At 62.3% G+C, this 427-nt stretch carries 1 protein-coding gene; it reads right to left on the minus strand.

What is annotated here, in order from left to right:
• The coding region (locus tag AB4Z42_RS28430; protein ID WP_442012586.1) for a condensation domain-containing protein at positions 1-427 on the minus strand (427 nt) is incomplete at both ends.

Here is a 427-nt window from a genome sequence, read left to right on the forward strand (position 1 = left end):
CCACCCCCAGATCCCGAACCAGCGGGGTAATCGACCAACCATCAGCAGCGATATGGTGCACAACCGCCACCAGCACATACTCACCATCCGAAACCCGGAAAAGCCGCGCCCGCAACGGAATTTCAGCCGCAAGATCAAACGGATGACGAGGCACCATGCCGATGGCATCAACGAGCTCGGCTTCTGACCAGCTTGTGGCATCTACGACGTCCCAGCCGTATTCGGCCGAGTCAGGCTCGATCACCAGCTGTCTCGCGATCCCCTGCGGAGCAGGGAACATCGTGCGCAGCGATTCGTGGCGGGCCACGACATCGGCCAGCGCCGCGCTCAACGCCTCGACATCCAGCGGCCCACTCAGCCGCACCGCGACCGGGATGTTGTACACCGGTGAGGGGCCCAACAATTGATCGATGAACCACAACCGGCT

Source organism: Mycobacterium sp. 2YAF39 (assembly GCF_052114565.1).
Lineage (GTDB): Bacteria > Actinomycetota > Actinomycetes > Mycobacteriales > Mycobacteriaceae > Mycobacterium.